The following is a 17,512-nucleotide window of genomic DNA, read 5'->3' as shown; positions in this document are numbered from 1 at the left end:
ATCCGATGTCCGGACCGCGCGTCGGACTCCCCGAGGGGCCGCCCGCCGTCACCCCACCGAGCTGTACGCCACCACCCCGCGCAGCACCTCGTCGACCGCCTTGCGGGCGTTCTTCGCGACCGTGCTGTTCTCGCGGGGCGCCGCCGCGGCGATCTGCCCGAGAACGTCGATCACCTGCTTGCACCAGCGGACGAAGTCACCCGCCGGCATCTCGGCGTCGCGCAGCACCTCGTCGAGGCCCTTGCCCGACGCCCACATGTGCACGGGCCAGGCGAAACCGAGGTCGGGTTCCCGCTGGCCGACACCCTCCGCCTGATTGATCGCGAAGTCCTCCTCCAGCGCGTCGAGCCGGCCCCAGATACGGACCATCTCGCCGAGCGCGGCCTTCACCGCGCCGCTGGGCACCCGGGGCGCCACCGCGTCGTCCGACTGGCGCGCCTCGAAGACCAACGCCGAGACGCACGCGGCCAGTTCAGCAGGAGAGAGCCCTTCCCACACGCCTTCGCGCAGACATTCGCTGGCGAGCAGGTCCAACTCGCCGTAGAGCCGGGCGAGCCGCTTGCCGTTGCCCGTGACCTCGTCGCCGCGCAGATAGTCCATCTCCGTAAGGAGGGCGACGATACGGTCGAAGGTGCGGGCGATGGTGTTCGTACGGCCCTCGATCCGCCGCTCCAGCTGACGGGTGTCCCGGTGCAGCCGGTGATAGCGCTCGGCCCACCGCGCGTGGTCCTCACGCTCGTCGCACCCGTGGCACGGGTGCGCGCGCAACTCCGCGCGCAGCCGGGCGATCTCGCGGTCGTCGGCGGCCGGCGCGCGCCCCTTGCGGTGCCGCTCCGGCACCAGGTGACCAGCCTTCGTACGGAGCGCGGACGCCAGGTCGCGGCGCGACTGCGGCGAGCGCTGGTTGAAGCTCTTGGGGATCCGCATCCGGTCCAGCGCCGCGACCGGCACGGGGAAGTCCATCGACGCGAGCCGCTTCACCTGCCGCTCGGCGGTCAGCACCAGCGGCCTCGGGCCGTCGTGATACTCCACGCCCCGGTGGCCGTTGGCCCGCCCGGCCGGCAGTCCGGGATCGAGCACCAGCGCGAGACCGGCGAACTTGCCGGTCGGGACATGGATCACATCGCCGGTCCTGAGCTTCTCCAGCGAGGACGCGGCGGCGGCCCGCCGCTGCACCGCCCCCTGCTTGGCCAGCTCCGTCTCGCGGTCCTTGAGGTCGCGGCGCAGCCGCGCGTACTCCTCGAAGTCCCCCAAGTGGCAGGTCATGCCCGCCCGGTAGCCGTCCAGCCCCTCTTCGTTCTTCTGGACCTGCCGGGAGATCCCGACGACCGACCTGTCCGCCTGGAACTGCGCGAATGACGTCTCCAGCAGCTCGCGCGAGCGGTGCCGGCCGAACTGCTGCACCAGATTGACCGCCATGTTGTACGACGGCCGGAAGCTGGAGCGCAGCGGATACGTGCGGGTGCCCGCGAGGCCGGCGAGCCCGCCCGGGTCCATACCGCGCTGCCACAGGACCACCGCGTGACCCTCGACGTCGATGCCGCGCCGGCCCGCCCGGCCGGTGAGCTGGGTGTACTCACCGGGTGTGATGTCCGCGTGCTGCTCGCCGTTCCACTTGACGAGCTTCTCCAGGACGACCGACCTGGCGGGCATGTTGATCCCCAGCGCCAGGGTCTCCGTGGCGAACACGGCCTTGACCAGACCCCGTACGAACAGCTCCTCGACGACTTCCTTGAACGTCGGCAGCATGCCGGCGTGGTGGGCGGCGATGCCGCGCTCCAGGCCCTCCAGCCACTCGTAGTACCCCAGGACATGCAGATCCTCGGTGGGGATGGACGCGGTGCGCGCCTCCACGATCTCGCGGACCCTGGCCCGCCTCGCGTCGTCGTTGAGCCGCAGCCCGGCGTACATGCACTGCTGTACGGCGGCCTCGCAGCCGGCCCGGCTGAAGATGAAGGTGATGGCGGGCAGCAGATCCTCGGCGTCGAGCCGCTGGATGACCTCGGGCCGGCTCGGCGTCCAGATCCGGCCGCGCTGTCGGCGCTCGCGCTCCCGGTCGGCCTCGCGGACCATCTTGCCGCGGCGGCGGTCCCGGGGGTTGTACGTCTTCTGGTTCTCCATCCGGGCCAGCCGGACGAGGTCGGGGTTGACCTCGCGGCGCGCCCCACCGCGGCCTCCGTGGTCGGTGCCCTCCTCGAAGAGGTCGTACATCCGGCGGCCCGCGAAGACGTGCTGCCACAGCGGCACGGGGCGGTGCTCGGAGACGATCACCTCCGTGCTGCCACGGACGGTGTCCAGCCAGTCACCGAACTCCTCGGCGTTGGAGACCGTCGCCGACAGGGACACCAGGGTCACGGACTCGGGGAGGTGGATGATCACCTCTTCCCAGACGGCGCCGCGGAAGCGGTCGGAGAGGTAGTGCACCTCGTCCATCACGACATAGCCGAGTCCGGTCAGCGACTGCGAGCTCGCGTAGAGCATGTTGCGCAGGACTTCGGTGGTCATGACGACCACCGGGGCATCGGAATTGACGCTGTTGTCGCCGGTGAGCAGGCCCACCTTGTCGGCGCCGTAGCGCTTCGCCAGGTCCGCGTACTTCTGGTTGGACAGCGCCTTGATGGGGGTGGTGTAGAAGCATTTGCGGCCCTCGGCGAGGGCCAGGTGCACGGCGAATTCACCGACGATCGTCTTGCCGGAGCCGGTGGGCGCCGCGACCAGGACGCCCTTGCCGGACTCCAGCGCCTGGCAGGCCTCGATCTGGAACGGGTCGAGGCCGAATTCGTACATCTCGCGGAACGGCGCGAGTGCGGTGGCCTGCTCGGCTGCGCGGATCCGAGCTGCGGTGTAACGCTCGGCCGGTGTGAGGTCCTCTGTCATCTTGCTCACGAGCCTACCCGCCACCTCTGACAGTCAGGCGATCTTTATTGCCGGGGGCAGGGGGGCCGTCAGGGGCCTGGTGTGAGTACCCGTACGGCCCCGGCGACGCACCGCGCGGTAAGCGGCAGCGGGCCGAGCGGCTCCCCGTCCGCGTAGCCGGTGAGACCCGGGGCGGCGAGGGTGATCTTCGAGGTGCGGTGGACGGTGACCTTGGGGTGGCTGAGATGCGTGCCCCGGTAGACGCGCGGAAAGACCTTCAGCAGCGTGGCGCGGCTGCAGTCACCGACGACGGTCACGTCGAAGAGCCCGTCGTCCAGGGCGGCGCCCGCGCAGATCCGCATGCCGCCTCCGTAGGAGGGGCCGTTGCCGACGGCTATCAGGGTCGCCTCGATCCCCCGCTCGGTGCCGTCGTCCAGGGTCACGCGGTAGGGGACGGGCTTGAAGGCGGCGAGTTCGGCCACCATCGCCAGGTCGTACTTGACCCGGCCGCCCGGCCACCGCATGCGGTTGCCCCGGTCGTTGACGCGTGAGTCGAAGCCGGAGGCCAGGACGGTCCCGAACCACCGCCCCGCGGCCCGCCCCAGGTCCACGTCCCGGATCCCGCCGTGCTTCAGCGCGTCGGCGGCGATCCGGCCGGCCGCCGCCGGGTCCCGTACGGGCAGGCCGAGCGCCCGGCCGAAATCGTTGCCGGTGCCGACGGCGACGACGCCGAGCGGGGTGTCCGTACCGGCCACGGCCTGGAGGGCGAGGGAGACCAGACCGTCCCCGCCCACGGCGATCAGCGCGCCCGTGCCCGCCGCGACGGCCTCGCGTGCGCGCCGCAGCGCGTCCTGGGCGTCGGACCCCAGCACCGTACGGACGGAGTACCCCGCGTCCCTGAGCGCGCGGGCGGCCGGCTGCGCGGCACGGGCGCCCCTGCCGCGCCCCGCGGTGGGATTGACGAACAGGGTGATCTCACCGGTCACGGTCGGGCTCGGTCCGATCGGGGATCAGGTGATGTCGTCGTAGCCGTTGACACGGCTGGTCCGGCTGCTGTCCGCCTGCTCGGGAAGGGCGGGCACCGCGGCGACCGTTTCGACACTCCCCACGCTCTCCGGGGTGTGGTCCAGATCGGACGCCTCGTCGTCGTCCAGCCCGGCGTCGGGGTTGTTGCGGCGCCTGCGCCGGTCGTTGATGAGCGAGAAGCCGACCGCGCCGAAGTAGAGGACGATGATGGGTCCGGCCAGCGCGATCATGCCCACGGGATCGGTCGTGGGGGTGATCACCGCGCCGAAGACGAAGACGCCCATGACGACGCCGCGCCACCATCCGACCATCCGGCGGCCGGTGACCATGCCGGTCATGTTGAGCATGACCAGGATCAGCGGCAGTTCGAAGGCGAGACCGAAGACCAGCACCATGCGGGTGGTGAAGTCCAGGACCTCGTCCAGCGAGACAAGGTTTCCGGAGCCGGTCGGCGTGAGGCTGATCAGGACCTTCATGCTGATCGGCAGAATGATGTAGGCGAGGTACGCACCGGCCGTGAAGAGCGGCACGGCGGTCGCGACGAACGCGTACGTGTACTTCTTCTCGTTCTTGTGCAGGCCCGGGGCGATGAACGCCCACAGCTGATAGAGCCACACCGGGCTGGCCACGATGATGCCCGTAGTGAGGCTGATCCGGATCGTCGTGGTGAACGGCGAGGTCAGGGTGTTGAACACGACATCCGCACAGTTGCCGCCGTCGCTTTCCTCGCCCTTCCCGCACTTGGGCACCGACTCGGAGAGGAACGACATGATCTGCTCGCTGTAGAACACGGCCACGATCGTCACCACGACGATCGCGAGCAGCCCCTTCGACATCCGGTTGCGCAGCTCACGAAGATGCTCCACGAGCGGCATACGCCCCTCGGAATCCTTCTCTTCTGTGCGGGCAGACTTGGGCAACCCACGTCCTCATCTCGTGCGGCAGGCCGTCACCGTGCCCGGTGCGTGCATCGGCCCAGGGGTCGGATCAGCGCTTCGTGGTCGAGTCGGTGGGCTCGGCGACGGGCCGCGAGCTGGTGACATCGCCGGGCGCCGCCTGGATGGTCCTGGGCGCGGGCTGGTCCGGGTCGGCGGAGGCGGTCGGCGGGTCCGTCGGAGCCGTGCCGGTCTTGGTCTCGTCGGACTTCATCGCCTTGGCCTCGCTCTTGAGGATGCGCGCCGACTTGCCGAGCGAACGGGCCATGTCGGGAAGCTTCTTGGCGCCGAAGAGCAGGATGATGACGACGAGGATAAGGATGATCTCGGTGGGGCCGAGCCTACCCATAGCATTACCTTCTTCACCGAGGCGACAGAGTCTGGAACGACAGCCGGACAGTTGTCTGACCGTCGCGCTGGCAGCGATCGTAACCCGCAGGGGTAAACGCAGGGCAATGCCTGTGCGTACTCCGTACGACGGCCCCCGCCCCCAGCCCGAGACCGCTTCGTCACCCTACCGCCCGAACTGGTGATGGAGGGAGGGTGCATTCATTTATCGGATGGCGTCGCCGGTCTTCGCGAGATGGGTGGCGGCCAGCTCCAGCTCCTCGGCCGCCCGATTGATCCGCCGCGTCGTGGAGGCGACCTGGTGACCGAGGCGCTGGGCCTCGACGAAGACACGGATCGCGAGGACGCCGAGTACGGCGATCCCGCAGAACCCGAGGGCGATGGCGAGCATGGGCCAGAACATGGAGGAGCCTTTCCGCTGGATCGTCCGGGTCGCCTAGATCGTCGAATGCAGGCGCAGTGTCCGGACGCCGCCCCCGCTGAGCAGTTCGACAATGCGCTCACCCGCGGGTTTGCGCACCGCGCTCTCGCACTCGGGGCAGGTGAACGAGTAGAAGGTCGTACGGCGGCTGGCGCCGATCGCGAGCCGCAGCGCACCGGCCGACAGCTCGAAGCGGGCCCGGCACTCGGGGCAGGCAGCCCGGAAGAGGACCGGCACCATGGATGCCGACGCAGAGAAACCACCCATACGGACATATCCCCCAAATCCTCTAGTTCTGGTGGTCCGTAACGTCACGGTCGTACGCCGCCAGCGCCTCGCGTGCCGCCAGCCGCGCGCTCTCCGCGAGATCCCGCGGGGCAGCGATACGCCCGTCCCGGCCCAGCCGCAGCGCGAGCCGCCGCAGCGAAGCCGGCGCCGGCGTGCGCAGCGTGATCCGCAGCCCACCGTCGGCAAGCTCCTGCGCACTGTCGTGCGGGTAGTACTCGGCGACCCAGCGCCCACCAGGACCGACATCGACCACCACCTCGGGATCGTCCGCCGACGGCTGCACCAGCCCCTCCGACAGATCACGCAGCTCCAGCTCCGGCGGCGACGACGGCTCGTCCAGCAGCTTGATCTCGGCGACCCGGTCGAGCCGGAACGTACGCCGCGCCTCGGACAGCCGGCACCACGCCTCCATATACGTATGGCCCACCGCGAACAGCCTGATCGGGTCGACCTCACGCTCGGTCAGCTCGTCCCGCGCCGGAGAGTAGTAACGCAGCCAGAGCCTGCGCCGCTCCGAGATGGCCCGGTCCACATCGGCGAAGACACCACCCTCCGACTCGAAGGTCACCGACAGCCGGGAACTGGCGCCCGCCGCCTCCCCGGCCGCGGCCTCCAGCTTGGCCGTCGCACGCAACAACGCCTGCCGGTCGCTCTCCCGCAGCCCCGGCAGCGTGGCGACCGCGCGGGCCGCCACCAGCAACGCCGTCGCCTCGTCCGCCGCCAGCCGCAACGGCTCGGCCACATCGTCCGGGTTGTGCCACCAGATACGGTCGCCGTCGGTGTCGATGTCGAGAAGGTCACCCCCGCGGAAACTCGTCCCGCACATGGGCAGGACATCGAGGTCGGAGATCAACTCGTCCTCGGTGATCCCGAAAGCACGGGCGACATCACTGACGTGCGCGCCGGGGCGCTCCCGCAGATAGGTCACCAGCGAGAGCATCCGGCGGGTCTGATCGATGGCGTTGGCTGCCATGGTGTGTACGAGTTCCCCTCAAACCTTGGCCACGGCGCGCAGCCGGTCCACGACATCGGCCCGCAGATCCGCGGGCTCCAGCACGACCACGTCGGGGCCGAACTCCACCAGCCAGGCGTCCAGACCATGGCCGTACGGGATCTCCAACTCGTCCCAGCCGTCCCCCAGTTCCCGCGACGACACCGCCCTGGCACGCAGCGGGTAACCGCAGCCGGAGCGCAGCCGGATCAGCGCCGAACGCGTCGCCGTCTCCCCCGCCCAGCTCTCGACCGTCTCACGCACCGTGACCACATCGGGCACGGGAGCGGTGAACCCGCCCGTCCGGGACCGGACCCGACCGGTGATCCGCGAGAGCCGGAAAACCCGCTCGGCCCGGCGCTCCCGGTCCCAGCCGGCCAAATACCAGTGACCGCGCCAGCACTCCAGGGTCCACGGCTCGACCTGACGCTGCTCGGGCTTGGCGGCATTCGCCTTGCGGTAGTCGAAGACGACGGCCCTGCGGTCACGGCAGGCGAGCATCAGCGGCTCGAACGCGGCCTCATGGACCGGGATACGAGGTTCGAGGGCGCTGTGGTGCGCCTCGTACGAGTCCTCCGCCTCCGGCATCCCCGCGGCCCGCAGTTTCTGGAGCGCGCCACTGGCGGCCCCCGCCAGCCGGGCCTGCTGCCAGACCTTGGCGGCGAGCCCGAGCGCGGCGGCCTCCTCGGCGTCCAGCGTGATGGCCGGCAGCCGGTTGCTGTCACGGCGGGCGACGTAACCGGTCTCGCCGTCCAGATTCTCCACCGTGTCGATGACCAGCCCGAGTTCGCGCAGATCGTCCTTGTCCCGCTCGAACATCCGGTTGAAGCCGTCATCGGAACCGGCTTCCAGATATGCCTCGATGGACTCGCGCAACTCGCGCTTGCTGAGCGGGCGCCGGGTACCGAGCAGGCACAGCGCGAGATTCATCAACCGCTCGGCCTTGGCAATGGCCATCGACGCCCTACACCTCATTTGCTAGTGCCGGATCCGCGCGTCGACCGTACCGCCCGGGGGTCCCGCGGTAAAAGCCGAGGGCCCACGCCGAACAGCATGGGCCCTCGGTGTGTCCGTGTGTGATCGGACAACGACATCGATCGGTCGACGATGTCGACAACGACATCCGTCAGACAGCGACCAGATCACAGACGAAGATCAGCGTCTCGCCCGGAGCGATCGCGCCACCACCCGCGCCGTGCTCGCCGTAGGCGAGGTGCGAGGGAATCGTCAGCTGACGACGACCGCCGACCCTCATGCCCTGGACACCCTGGTCCCAGCCGGAGATGACCTTGCCCTGACCGAGCTGGAACTTCAGCGGCGTACCGCGGTTCCAGGAGGCGTCGAATTCCTCACCGGTGGAGAACGCCACACCCACGTAGTGGACGGAGACGGTGTCGCCCGACTTGGCCACGGCACCCTCGCCCTCCCAGATGTCCTTGATCTCCAGGTCGGCCGGCGGCTCGCCACCCGGGAAATCGATCTCGGGCTTCTCGATGCTCACTGAACTGCTCCTCTAAATGATGAACGGGGCAACCGGGACAGTCTTACACCTTCGCCAGGATGTCCACGGCGAACACCAGAGTGGAGCCCTTCGGGATGCCCTGCTGCTCCTTGTCACCGAACGCCTCGGCCGGCGGAATGACGACCAGCACACGGCTGCCGACCTTCTTGCCGACGACGCCGTCCTTCAGCCCCTTGAGGGCGAGCTGCGGCAGCGGGAACGTCACGGTCTTGCCGTTCTTGTACGTGCTGTCGAACGTCTTGGCGTCCTTCCACAGCAGCGCCTCGTAGTTCAGCACCACCGAGTCGGTGGCCTTGACGACCTCGCCCTTGCTCTCCAGCACGTAGTTGGACACGAGCTTCTTCGGCGGGTCCGTCTTCGGGATCGTGACCTTCGGAGCCTTGCCGTCGGTGTTGACCCCGACCTTCGGCAGGTCGATGTTGTCCTGCGCGACCTCACTGCCCTTGGCCGAGGTCAGAACCTGAGTCGCCTTCAGGATGTCGACGACGAAGACGAGTGTGGAGTTGGGCTTGATGTCGCCCTGCCCCTGCGCGCCGTAACCCAGGTCCGGCGGGATGACCAGCTCGACACGGCTGCCGACCTTCTGGCCCTCCAGGCCCTTGTCCCAGCCCTGGATGACCATGCCCGCGCCGAGCGTCAGATCGAAGGGGGCCTTGCGGTCGTAGCTGTTGTCGAACGGCTTGGTCGAGTCCCAGGACTGGCCCAGGTAGTTCACCTGGATCGCGTCACCCTTCTTCAGCTTCGCGCCGTCACCCTCACTGATGACGTCGGTCTGCAACTCCTTCGGCGGGGTCCCCTCGCCCTTCGCCAGAGTCGGCTTCTCACCGAACTTGGCACCCGCGGTGATCTCGGGAAACCCGCTCTTGGACGAAGTGGAGTCGGTGCCTCCGTCGTCACCACAGGCCGCTGTGGACAGCAGCAGTAGGGGGATGACGATGAGGCCGGCAAGTCGGCGCACGAATTCCTCAGATCTCAGACGGAAGGTTAAGTTCCACGACACTCTAGGGCGTGGCAAGGGCCCCGCACGAAGAACGTACGGGGCCCGAGTCGCGTTCCGGACGACAGATGTCGACCGTCGGCGATCACATACCGGCGATCAGCTTTTCGACCCGGTCGTCCACCGAACGGAACGGGTCCTTGCACAGCACGGTGCGCTGCGCCTGGTCGTTGAGCTTGAGATGGACCCAGTCGACGGTGAAGTCCCGCCGCTGCTCCTGTGCCCGCCGGATGAAGTCACCGCGCAACCGTGCCCGAGTCGTCTGCGGGGGCACGGACTTGCCCTCGAAGATCTTCATGTCGTTGCAGATCCGGGCCGCCTGGCCACGCTTCTCCAACAGGTAGTAGAGCCCGCGGCGGCGGTGGATGTCGTGGTAGGCGAGGTCTATCTGGGCGACCCGGGGATGGGACATGGTCATGTTGTGCTTGGCCCGGTAGCGCTCGATGAGCTTGTACTTCATGACCCAGTCGATCTCGGTGCCGATCCGGTCCAGATCCTCGGCCTCGATGGCGTCGAGCGTACGACCCCACAACTCCAGCACCTGCTCGACGGTGCCGGTGCGGATGCCCCGGCGGTCGACGAAGTCCACGGCCTTCTCGTAGTACTCCCGCTGGACCTCGATGGCCGACGCCTCGCGCCCGCTGGCCAGACGCACCTTGCGCTGACCGGTGATGTCGTGACTCACCTCGCGGATCGCCCGGATCGGGTTCTCCAGGGTGAGATCGCGCATCACCGTGCCCGCCTCGATCATGCGCAGCACGAGATCCGTGGCGCCGACCTTCAGGAGCATGGTCGTCTCGGACATGTTCGAGTCGCCGACGATGACATGCAGCCGGCGGTAGCGCTCCGCGTCGGCGTGCGGCTCGTCACGGGTGTTGATGATCGGACGGGAACGGGTGGTGGCGGAACTGACGCCCTCCCAAATGTGCTCGGCGCGCTGACTGACGCAGTAGACCGCGCCACGCGGAGTCTGCAGCACCTTTCCGGCACCGCAGAGCAACTGCCGGGTGACGAGGAACGGAATGAGGATGTCCGCGAGCCGGGAGAATTCCCCATGACGGGCGACGAGATAATTCTCGTGGCAGCCGTAGGAGTTTCCCGCCGAATCGGTGTTGTTCTTGAACAGATAGACGTCGCCCGCGATTCCCTCCTCGTGCAGGCGGCGTTCGGCGTCGACGAGCAGGCCTTCGAGAATGCGCTCGCCCGCCTTGTCGTGCGTGACCAGTTCGGTCACGTTGTCGCATTCGGGTGTCGCGTATTCCGGATGCGATCCCACGTCGAGGTAGAGGCGGGCGCCGTTCCGCAGGAAGACGTTGCTGCTGCGGCCCCATGACACAACACGGCGGAAGAGGTAGCGCGCCACTTCGTCAGGTGACAGCCGGCGCTGTCCCCTGAAGGTGCACGTGACGCCGTACTCGTTCTCCAGCCCGAAAATGCGGCGGTCCATGTCTGAACATTACGCCTGATGGCCTGAGCTGAAACCGTGTTGGGCCGCACCGTTGCGATCATTTTCGTAACCGGCCTCCCCGGTGACGTCACCTCCGGCGTCACCGCCGGGAACCGCGAGGACCCGCTGGGTGGCCAGCAGAACGAGCAGCGCGGCGACACCACCCGCCCCCGCGACGGCGAAGCTCGCCGATGTCCCGGCGAGTTCGATGGCCGGGCCCGCCGCCCCCGTACCGAACGCGGCACCGACACCGAAGGTCGTCACCAGCCAGGAGAACGCCTCCGTGACGGTGCCGCGCGGGGCGTGCCGGTCGACCACGACGAAGGCACAGGCCAGCGCGGGCGCCAGGAAGACACCGGACAGGGCGGCGAGCGCGGTCATCGCCACGACGCCGGGGGTGAGCATCAGGGGCAGATAGCCCACGGCGAGCAGCGCGGTGATCCACAACAGCCTGCGCTCGGGCGTACCGGTCCACTGCCTGGCTCCGTACCCGAGGCCACCCACCAGCGCGCCGAGCCCCAGGGCCGCCATCAGCCAGCCGTACACGGACTCACGGCCCTGATCGTCGGCGTACGCGACGCCGGCGACGGTGATGGAGCCGAGCGCCAGCCCGATGAAGAGGAAGGCGGCGAGGAGCGCGAGGAGGCCCGGTGAGCGCAGGGCGCCGAGCCAGTGCGCCTCCCGCGGTGCCGAGCGCCAGGCACGCGAGGGCTTGGAGAGCACGACCGTGAGCGCGCCGAGGACACCGATGGCGTTGATCACCAGCAGGGCGGCGCTCGGCGACCGGACGGCGACGAGGAGCGTGACCAGCAGCGGGCCCGCCGTGAACATCACCTCCTGCGCCACGGCGTCCATGGCGTACGCCCGGTGCACCCGGTCCTCCCGGCCGAGCACACTGGGCCACAGCGCCCGCAGACCGCCTTCGAGCGGCGGGGTGAAGAAGCCGGCGACGACGACCGCCGCGTAGGCGAGGATCAGCGGGTCGATTCCGGTGACGGCCAGGAACACCATGCCCAGAGCGGAGAGGAACGCGGCGGGGAGCTGTACCCGCGGCTGGCCCACCAGGTCCACGGCGCGGCCGAGCAGCGGCTGGCCGATCGCGGTGGAGAGCCCGTAGACGGCCGCCAGGGCCCCCGCGAGGGTGTAGCTGCCGCCCGCGTCGCGGGTGAACAGGACGATCGCGATGTGCCCGGTGGCGCTGGGCAGCCGTCCGACGAGCGTGCCGGTGAGCAGTCGTGCGGCGTGCGGTGCCTTGAGAATGTCCACATAGCCTGCGGCCATGACTCCCCTTCTCTTCCCCCGGTTTCACCCGGCACAAGCAAGTTTTACGTATAACTTCGAGCGTCATACGTACCATGACCGCAGCCCGCGGGTCCACCCCCTTCAGGGGCGCACGGCCCGGTGCCCCCACCCGCGACAGCCACCACGGAGGACGACACCCATGGCACAGCCGCCCGGCACGGACCGCCCCGGCCCCGGCACCGCCGCCCGCCCCGCCCGGCCCACCAGCAAGGACGTCGCACGCGTCGCCGGGGTCTCGCAGGCCACCGTCTCCCTCGTACTCGCCGACAAATGGCCCGGCCGCGTCTCCGAACGCACAGCAGAACTCGTCCGGGACACGGCACGCGAACTCGGCTACCGGCCCAACCTCGCCGCCCGCAACCTCCGCCTCGGCCGCACCAGGACCGCACTCCTCGTGGTCCCCGCACTCACCAACGAGTTCTTCGCCCGCGTCTACACCGGCGCCGCGACCGTCGCCGCCGAGCACAGCTTCGGCGTGGTCCTCTACCCGTCACCCGAAGGCATCGGCCCCGCCAAGGACCCGTTCTCGTCGGCACGCGCCGCACTGGACGGAGTGATCGCCTCCTCCATGGCGACCGAGGCGCTCGCCACCATCCGGGGAGCCGACCTGCCCCTGGTCATGCTCGACAGCGACCCCACCGGATCCGGCGCCGCCGCACACGTCAACCTCGACATCGCGGACGCCATGCGGCAGGTGACAGACCATCTGCTCGCCCTGGGCCACCGCCGCATCACCCACCTCGCCTCCGCCGTGACCTCCTGGACCTTCACCGTGCGCGCCGACACACTGGCCGAAGCGGTACGCGACATCCCCGGGGCACTCGTACGCACCGTGCCCTCCCCCCTGGAAGTGCACGCGGCACGCGCAGCGGCCGAACGGGCCCTCAGCGGCCCCGGCCCCCGACCCACCGCCCTGATCTGCGACAGCGACGTCCTGGCGGCGGGCGCCGTCAAAGCCGCACGGAAACTCGGCCTGCGAGTACCCGACGACCTCTCCGTCACCGGCTTCGACGACCTCGCCCTCGCGACAGCGGTGGAACCGGAACTGACCACCGTCCGACTGCCCGCCGAGCAGGTCGGCGAGCACGGGATGTCGGCGCTCCTGTCCATCCTCGACGGACAAAGGCCCGAGAACACCGTCCTGCCCGTCTCGCTGGTCCTCCGCGGCTCGACCGCACCCCCACCGGCCTGAGCACGGGCCTCGCCACCCCGGACAGACCGGTGCCCCGAACCCCGCGCAGGCGGTTCGGGGCACCGTCACAGACCGCGCCACTCACTCCTCGGCGTCGCCGGACTCCTCCGACCCCTCGATGTCCGAGGGAGCGTCCGTCGGCGTGGACGCCGCACCGTCCGCCTCCAGCAACCGGGCAAGCTGCCGGCCCACGACACGCTTGAACTTGCGCTGCTGCGGCCGAGTGCGATCCAGGACCGCCACCTCCAGCCGCTCCGCGGGGATCTCCCGCTCACTCCCGTTGGTGTCGCGGGACAGGGCCTGGACCGCCAGCTTCAACGCCTCGGCGAGCGACATCCCGTCGCGGTGCTGCTGATCCAGGAACGTGCTGATCTGCTCCGAGCTGCCACCGACAGCCACCGAGCCGTGCTCGTCCACGATCGACCCGTCATGCGGCAACCGGTAGATCTGGTCGCCGTCGGCCGTCGGACCCACCTCGGCGACAACCAACTCCACCTCGTACGGCTTCTCACCGGCACTGGAGAAGATCGTGCCGAGCGTCTGCGCGTACACATTGGCGAGCCCACGGGCCGTCACATCGTCACGGTCGTAGGTGTATCCACGCAGATCCGCGTAACGGACACCACCGATGCGCAGATTCTCGTACTCGTTGTACTTACCGGCGGCGGCGAAACCGATCCGGTCATAGATCTCGCTGAACTTGTGCAGCGCGCGGGACGGGTTCTCACCGACGAAGACGATGCCGTCGGCGTACTGCAGCACAACCAGGCTGCGACCGCGGGCGATGCCCTTACGGGCGTACTCCGCCCGGTCGGCCATGGCCTGCTGGGGTGAGACATAGAACGGCGTCGACACCGGCTATCCGTCCCTTCCTGTCAGTGACATGTCTATTCAGCGGGGACCGGCGTCAGAGCAGTTCGGCGCGCGGGCCGTCGGGCTGCTCCAGCCGGCGCTCGATGATCGTGCGGGCGACCCGGGACGACTCCTCATCGGTCACCCTGCGGAAACCCTCGTCGCTCATGATGTTGACGATCGGATAGATCTTGCGGGCGACATCCGGACCACCGGTGGCCGAATCGTCGTCAGCCGCGTCATAGAGCGCCTGGATGACGAGAGTGATGGCCTGCTCCTCCGTCAGCCCCTCACGGAACAGCTTCTTCATCGCACCACGCGCGAAGAGCGAACCCGACCCCGTGGACGCGTACCCGTGCTCCTCGGAACGGCCGCCCGTCACGTCGTACGAGAAGATGCGGCCCTTCTCCCGGTCCACGTCCCAGCCGGCGAAGAGCGGAACGACGGCCAGCCCCTGCATGGCCATCGCGAGATTGCCGCGGATCATGGTGGACAGCCGGTTGGCCTTGCCCTCGAACGAGAGCTGCGCGCCCTCGACCTTCTCGAAGTGCTCCAGCTCCAGCTGGAAGAGCTTGACCATCTCCACGGCCAGACCCGCCGTACCCGCGATGCCCACGGCCGAGTACTCATCGGCCGGAAAGACCTTCTCGATGTCGCGCTGCGCGATCATGTTGCCCATGGTCGCCCGCCGGTCACCGGCGAGGATGACCCCACCCGCGAACGTCACGGCGACGATGGTCGTCCCGTGCGGCGCCTCGATCGCACCCTGGACGGGCGGCAGCACCCGGTTGCCGGGCAGGATCTCCGGCGAGTGGACGGACAGAAAGTCCATGAACGAGGCCGACCCGGGCGTCAGGAAGGCAGCCGGTAGACGCCCGGTGCTACGAGTGTTGGCTTCCACGCGTTTCCCTCCAGGTATGCGATGGCACGGCGCAGGGTGTCGGGATCATCGCCCAACTTGCCAATGGCCGAATTGCAGTTGAAGCACAGTACGCCCCGGACCCTACCCGTCTCGTGGCAGTGATCCACATGTGCGGCGGGGGCGGACAGACAGATGACGCAGATGCCCATCTGCGAGGCGATCATCTCGTCGCGCTGGGCCTCGGTGATGCCGTACTGCCGCTTGAGGTGGCCCGCGCGACCTTGGGCTGCCCGGCATGACTTGCACCGCGTGGACAATCCGTCCGACGCGCTGGAATTTCGGTGCCATTCGCTGTGCGGTTTGACCACGCCGCAAATCCAGCAAAGCTTGTGGCCCGTAGGCACGTCCACCTTCTCGCGGACGACCTTGCCTTCGGCCTGCTGGCGGCGCCGGTAGCGCATGGCGCTGTACTCCGCCACACACTGCCGACACCGCGTTTGGAGACCGTCCCGCCTATTCCTGTCCGCCGCGAAGGAGCTGAGTCGCAGGGTGCGGCGACAACCCGCGCACTGCTTCTCGTCCGGCGGATCGCCCATCGTTCACTCTCCGCCTTTTTGTACGAAGCTTCGAACAAAGTCCTCGGCATTCTCCTCGAGTACGTCGTCGATCTCGTCCAGCACGGAGTCCACGTCGTCCGACAGTTTCTCCTGGCGTTCCTTGAGGTCCTCGGACTGCTGTACGTCCTCGGTCTGCTCCTCGACCTCCTCGGTGGAACGCGTCGCCTTCTGCTGCCCGCCGTCGGTGTCCTTGGTCGCCATAACCCTCACCCCGCTCGGTTCGCCCCGCTCGATGTGACCTTCAAGATCCGACCCTACAAGCAGGGTCCGACATCGGCCCCGCAGTTCGTACAACGTCCGGGGGCCATCTCCATGATTCCCGGGCCGGGACCATTTCAGCCGCCCGAGAGCACCCGGACCAGGTCTTCGGCCGTACGGCACCGGTCCAGGAGCGCTTTCACGTGGTTACGGGTGCCCCGGAGAGGTTCCATGGTGGGCACCCGCTGGAGGGAGTCCCGGCCCGGCAGGTCGAAGATGACCGAGTCCCAGGAGGCCGCGGCCACGTCGTCCGCGTACTGCTCCAGGCAGCGGCCGCGGAAGTAGGCGCGGGTGTCCTCAGGGGGCTTCGTCTCGGCCCGTTCGACGTCCGGTTCGTCCAGGAGCCTGCTCATCTTGCCGCGGGCCACCAGGCGGTTGTACAGGCCCTTCTCGGGGCGTACGTCCGCGTACTGGAGATCCACCAGATGCAGCCGTGCCGCGTCCCACTCCAGGCTGTCGCGGCGGCGGTAGCCCTCCAGGATCTCCTTCTTGGTGACCCAGTCCAGTTCGCCCGACAGGCTCATCGGGTCGTTCTCCAGCCGGTTGAGCGTGTCTTCCCAGCGGCCGAGGACATCCCTGGTCTGCTCGTCGGCGTCGGCGCCGTAGCGCTCCTCGACGTATTTGCGCGCCAGTTCGAAATACTCCATCTGGAGCTGCACCGCGGTGAGTGTCCGGCCGCTGCGGAGAGTGATCAGACGGGCCAGGGACGGGTCGTGCGAGACCTGGTGGAGCGTGCGCACGGGCTGGTCCACGGCCAGGTCGACGTTGATGAACCCGTCCTCGATCATGGACAGGACCAGCGATGTCGTCCCGAGCTTGAGATAGGTGGAGATCTCCGAGAGATTCGCGTCGCCGATGATCACGTGGAGCCTGCGGTATTTCTCGGCGTCCGAGTGCGGCTCGTCCCTGGTGTTGATGATGGGCCGTTTGAGGGTGGTCTCCAGGCCGACCTCGACCTCGAAGTAGTCGGCCCGCTGGCTGATCTGGAAGCCGTGTTCGTGGCCGTCCTGGCCGATGCCCACCCGGCCGGCGCCGGTGACGACCTGTCGCGAGACGAAGAACGGCGTGAGGTGGCGCACGATGTCCGAGAACGGGGTCTCCCGCTTCATCAGGTAGTTCTCGTGCGTGCCGTACGAGGCGCCCTTGTTGTCGGTGTTGTTCTTGTAGAGGAGGATCGGCTGGGCGCCGGGGAGTTGTCCGGCGCGCTCGGCGGCCTCGGCCATGACGCGTTCGCCGGCCTTGTCCCACAGGACGGCGTCACGCGGGTTGGTGATCTCCGGGGAGCTGTACTCGGGGTGCGCGTGGTCGACGTAGAGCCGCGCGCCGTTGGTGAGGATCACATTGGCCAGCCCGATGTCCTCATCGGTGAGCTGGCTGGACTCGGCGGCCTCACGGGCGAGGTCGAAGCCTCGTGCGTCCCGCAGGGGGTTCTCCTCCTCGAAGTCCCAGCGGGCGCGGCGCGCCCTGTGCATCGCCGCCGCGTAGGCGTTGACGATCTGGGACGAGGTGAGCATGGCATTGGCGTTCGGTTGGCCGGGGACGGAGATGCCGTACTCCGTCTCGATGCCCATTACTCGCCGTACGGTCATGCGGCCCTC

Annotated in this window: 18 protein-coding genes; 1 reads left to right on the top strand and 17 read right to left on the bottom strand. The window is 68.6% G+C overall.

Annotated elements, in window-relative coordinates:
• Window positions 1–48 precede the first annotated feature (48 nt).
• From OG700_RS32615 to OG700_RS32560, 12 genes are all read right to left on the bottom strand, one after another.
• Entirely contained in the window at window positions 49–2,877 is a 2,829-nt protein-coding gene (locus OG700_RS32615; protein WP_405622149.1) for a DEAD/DEAH box helicase, read from the bottom strand.
• A 68-nt stretch (window positions 2,878–2,945) separates the two neighbouring features.
• A complete protein-coding gene (locus tag OG700_RS32610) occupies window positions 2,946–3,842 on the bottom strand; it encodes a diacylglycerol kinase (RefSeq protein ID WP_405619893.1) in 897 nt (298 codons plus the stop codon).
• A 24-nt stretch (window positions 3,843–3,866) separates the two neighbouring features.
• Window positions 3,867–4,757, bottom strand: coding sequence for a twin-arginine translocase subunit TatC (gene tatC / locus OG700_RS32605; RefSeq protein ID WP_405619891.1), 891 nt, complete (start codon window positions 4,755–4,757; stop codon window positions 3,867–3,869).
• 112 nt (window positions 4,758–4,869) lie between these two features.
• Entirely contained in the window at window positions 4,870–5,166 is a 297-nt protein-coding gene (gene tatA, locus OG700_RS32600) for a Sec-independent protein translocase subunit TatA (RefSeq protein ID WP_405619889.1), read from the bottom strand.
• A 204-nt stretch (window positions 5,167–5,370) separates the two neighbouring features.
• A complete protein-coding gene (locus OG700_RS32595; protein ID WP_399198482.1) occupies window positions 5,371–5,568 on the bottom strand; it encodes a hypothetical protein in 198 nt (65 codons plus the stop codon).
• A gap of 33 nt (window positions 5,569–5,601) precedes the next feature.
• The gene (locus tag OG700_RS32590) at window positions 5,602–5,853 is read right to left on the bottom strand and encodes a hypothetical protein (protein ID WP_405619887.1); all 252 of its coding nucleotides are present in this window, start codon (window positions 5,851–5,853) and stop codon (window positions 5,602–5,604) included.
• 22 nt (window positions 5,854–5,875) lie between these two features.
• Window positions 5,876–6,847: a helix-turn-helix transcriptional regulator gene (locus OG700_RS32585; protein WP_405619885.1), complete on the bottom strand. Its 972-nt coding sequence runs from the start codon at window positions 6,845–6,847 to the stop codon at window positions 5,876–5,878.
• A gap of 18 nt (window positions 6,848–6,865) precedes the next feature.
• Window positions 6,866–7,822 carry a helix-turn-helix transcriptional regulator gene (locus OG700_RS32580; protein ID WP_405619883.1) on the bottom strand — a complete coding sequence of 319 codons (957 nt, stop codon included), beginning with the start codon at window positions 7,820–7,822 and terminating at the stop codon, window positions 6,866–6,868.
• A 169-nt stretch (window positions 7,823–7,991) separates the two neighbouring features.
• Window positions 7,992–8,366, bottom strand: coding sequence for an FKBP-type peptidyl-prolyl cis-trans isomerase (locus OG700_RS32575; protein WP_405619881.1), 375 nt, complete (start codon window positions 8,364–8,366; stop codon window positions 7,992–7,994).
• Window positions 8,367–8,409: 43 nt separating this feature from the next.
• Window positions 8,410–9,345, bottom strand: coding sequence for an FKBP-type peptidyl-prolyl cis-trans isomerase (locus OG700_RS32570; RefSeq protein WP_405619879.1), 936 nt, complete (start codon window positions 9,343–9,345; stop codon window positions 8,410–8,412).
• Window positions 9,346–9,469: 124 nt separating this feature from the next.
• Window positions 9,470–10,831, bottom strand: coding sequence for a Pup--protein ligase (pafA, locus tag OG700_RS32565; RefSeq protein ID WP_078078166.1), 1,362 nt, complete (start codon window positions 10,829–10,831; stop codon window positions 9,470–9,472).
• Between the two features lie 9 nt (window positions 10,832–10,840).
• A complete protein-coding gene (locus tag OG700_RS32560) occupies window positions 10,841–12,112 on the bottom strand; it encodes an MFS transporter (protein WP_405619876.1) in 1,272 nt (423 codons plus the stop codon).
• 160 nt (window positions 12,113–12,272) lie between these two features.
• Between OG700_RS32560 and OG700_RS32555 the strand changes: the two genes are divergently transcribed.
• Window positions 12,273–13,325 carry a LacI family DNA-binding transcriptional regulator gene (locus OG700_RS32555; protein WP_405619874.1) on the top strand — a complete coding sequence of 351 codons (1,053 nt, stop codon included), beginning with the start codon at window positions 12,273–12,275 and terminating at the stop codon, window positions 13,323–13,325.
• 81 nt (window positions 13,326–13,406) lie between these two features.
• Here OG700_RS32555 and prcA read toward each other — a convergent pair whose 3' ends face one another.
• The 5 genes from prcA to dop form a co-directional block, all read right to left on the bottom strand.
• The gene (gene prcA, locus OG700_RS32550; RefSeq protein WP_405619872.1) at window positions 13,407–14,180 is read right to left on the bottom strand and encodes a proteasome subunit alpha; all 774 of its coding nucleotides are present in this window, start codon (window positions 14,178–14,180) and stop codon (window positions 13,407–13,409) included.
• 52 nt (window positions 14,181–14,232) lie between these two features.
• On the bottom strand, window positions 14,233–15,078 hold the full coding sequence (gene prcB, locus OG700_RS32545; RefSeq protein WP_405619870.1) for a proteasome subunit beta: 846 nt from the start codon (window positions 15,076–15,078) through the stop codon (window positions 14,233–14,235).
• Entirely contained in the window at window positions 15,030–15,635 is a 606-nt protein-coding gene (locus tag OG700_RS32540; protein ID WP_405619868.1) for an endonuclease VII domain-containing protein, read from the bottom strand. The genes prcB and OG700_RS32540 overlap by 49 nt, the downstream gene beginning before the upstream one ends.
• A 3-nt stretch (window positions 15,636–15,638) precedes the next feature.
• Window positions 15,639–15,857 carry a ubiquitin-like protein Pup gene (locus OG700_RS32535; RefSeq protein WP_405619866.1) on the bottom strand — a complete coding sequence of 73 codons (219 nt, stop codon included), beginning with the start codon at window positions 15,855–15,857 and terminating at the stop codon, window positions 15,639–15,641.
• A gap of 134 nt (window positions 15,858–15,991) precedes the next feature.
• The gene (gene dop, locus OG700_RS32530) at window positions 15,992–17,503 is read right to left on the bottom strand and encodes a depupylase/deamidase Dop (RefSeq protein WP_405619864.1); all 1,512 of its coding nucleotides are present in this window, start codon (window positions 17,501–17,503) and stop codon (window positions 15,992–15,994) included.
• Between the last annotated feature and the right edge of the window lie 9 nt (window positions 17,504–17,512).

This window comes from Streptomyces sp. NBC_01508 (assembly GCF_045040315.1).
Lineage (GTDB): Bacteria > Actinomycetota > Actinomycetes > Streptomycetales > Streptomycetaceae > Streptomyces.
The sequence above is the reverse complement of the archived record's forward strand: the minus strand, read 5'-3'. Positions and strand labels throughout refer to the sequence as shown.

What these genes read in the sequence shown, in the direction of transcription:
- OG700_RS32615 (WP_405622149.1), bottom strand. Translation starts at nt 2,877, where the DNA reads ATGACAGAGGACCTCACACCGGCCGAGCGTTACACCGCAGCTCGGATC.
- tatC (WP_405619891.1), bottom strand. Translation starts at nt 4,757, where the DNA reads ATGCCGCTCGTGGAGCATCTTCGTGAGCTGCGCAACCGGATGTCGAAG.
- tatA (WP_405619889.1), bottom strand. Translation starts at nt 5,166, where the DNA reads ATGGGTAGGCTCGGCCCCACCGAGATCATCCTTATCCTCGTCGTCATC.
- OG700_RS32595 (WP_399198482.1), bottom strand. Translation starts at nt 5,568, where the DNA reads ATGTTCTGGCCCATGCTCGCCATCGCCCTCGGGTTCTGCGGGATCGCC.
- OG700_RS32590 (WP_405619887.1), bottom strand. Translation starts at nt 5,853, where the DNA reads ATGGGTGGTTTCTCTGCGTCGGCATCCATGGTGCCGGTCCTCTTCCGG.
- OG700_RS32585 (WP_405619885.1), bottom strand. Translation starts at nt 6,847, where the DNA reads ATGGCAGCCAACGCCATCGATCAGACCCGCCGGATGCTCTCGCTGGTG.
- OG700_RS32580 (WP_405619883.1), bottom strand. Translation starts at nt 7,822, where the DNA reads ATGGCCATTGCCAAGGCCGAGCGGTTGATGAATCTCGCGCTGTGCCTG.
- pafA (WP_078078166.1), bottom strand. Translation starts at nt 10,831, where the DNA reads ATGGACCGCCGCATTTTCGGGCTGGAGAACGAGTACGGCGTCACGTGC.
- OG700_RS32560 (WP_405619876.1), bottom strand. Translation starts at nt 12,112, where the DNA reads ATGGCCGCAGGCTATGTGGACATTCTCAAGGCACCGCACGCCGCACGA.
- OG700_RS32555 (WP_405619874.1), top strand. Translation starts at nt 12,273, where the DNA reads ATGGCACAGCCGCCCGGCACGGACCGCCCCGGCCCCGGCACCGCCGCC.
- OG700_RS32540 (WP_405619868.1), bottom strand. Translation starts at nt 15,635, where the DNA reads ATGGGCGATCCGCCGGACGAGAAGCAGTGCGCGGGTTGTCGCCGCACC.
- OG700_RS32535 (WP_405619866.1), bottom strand. Translation starts at nt 15,857, where the DNA reads ATGGCGACCAAGGACACCGACGGCGGGCAGCAGAAGGCGACGCGTTCC.
- dop (WP_405619864.1), bottom strand. Translation starts at nt 17,503, where the DNA reads ATGACCGTACGGCGAGTAATGGGCATCGAGACGGAGTACGGCATCTCC.